Origin of the sequence: Pseudomonas sp. PA-4-8C (genome assembly GCF_021606625.1) — a bacterium.
GTDB lineage: Bacteria > Pseudomonadota > Gammaproteobacteria > Pseudomonadales > Pseudomonadaceae > Aquipseudomonas > Aquipseudomonas lactis.
The window spans coordinates 1-753 of record NZ_WKCD01000583.1 but is presented as its reverse complement, the minus strand read 5'-3'; the positions used below and the strand labels follow the sequence as shown (position 1 = coordinate 753).

Sequence of the window (753 nt, the reverse complement as noted above, 5' to 3'; positions counted from 1 at the left end):
CCGACAGACTGTCTGGGGGGGGCGGCGCAGATACCTTTGTTTACGACCATGCCAGTGATTCCACCCCGGATAACCCTGATGTCATCCTGGATTTTGCGAGTGGCGCAGATAAGATTGATGTATCCGCAGTCCTTAAAAGAGCGAATGTCAGTGCTCTCAAGTTCGTCGATCGCTTAACTGGCCAACCCGGCCAGGCTGTGATGAGTTATGACGAGGGCCGCAACGAGGGGGGGCTGGCCCTGGATCTGACAGGCAACGGCAAGGCTGATCTATTAATAAAAAGCATTGGCCAGATAAAAGCTGCTGATATCTTGGCGCACGGCGATACAACCGCGCCAAACCCTGAACCCAAAGATCCCAAGCCGCAGCCGCGTCCTCAACCCGAGGAGCCCAAACCCAAGCCTGAATCCAAACCGAAGGAGCCAAAACCGGAGGAGCCAAAACCGCGTCCGGACTCGTGTGAACCAAAGCCGCGTCCGGATCCGTGTGAGCCGAAGCCGCGTCCGGATCCGTGCGAGCCGAAGCCGCGTCCGGATCCGTGCGAGCCGAAGCCGCGTCCGGATTCGTGTGAGCCAAAGCCGCGTCCGGATCCGTGCGAGCCGAAGCCGCGTCCAGATCCACGCGAACCGCAGCCACGTCCGGACCCGCGCGAGCCGCAGCCGCGGCCAGATCCACGCGAACCGCAGCCACGTCCGGACCCGCGCGAGCCGCAGCCGCGTCCGGACCCGCGCGAGCCGCAGCCGCGTCCAGATC

At 62.8% G+C, this 753-nt stretch carries 1 protein-coding gene; it reads left to right on the top strand.

Annotated elements, in window-relative coordinates; all coding sequences use genetic code 11:
- Nucleotides 1-8 precede the first annotated feature (8 nt).
- Nucleotides 9-753, top strand: a 745-nt coding sequence (locus GIW04_RS31110) for a M10 family metallopeptidase C-terminal domain-containing protein (protein WP_268939294.1), incomplete at its 3' end; no start/stop codon positions are given.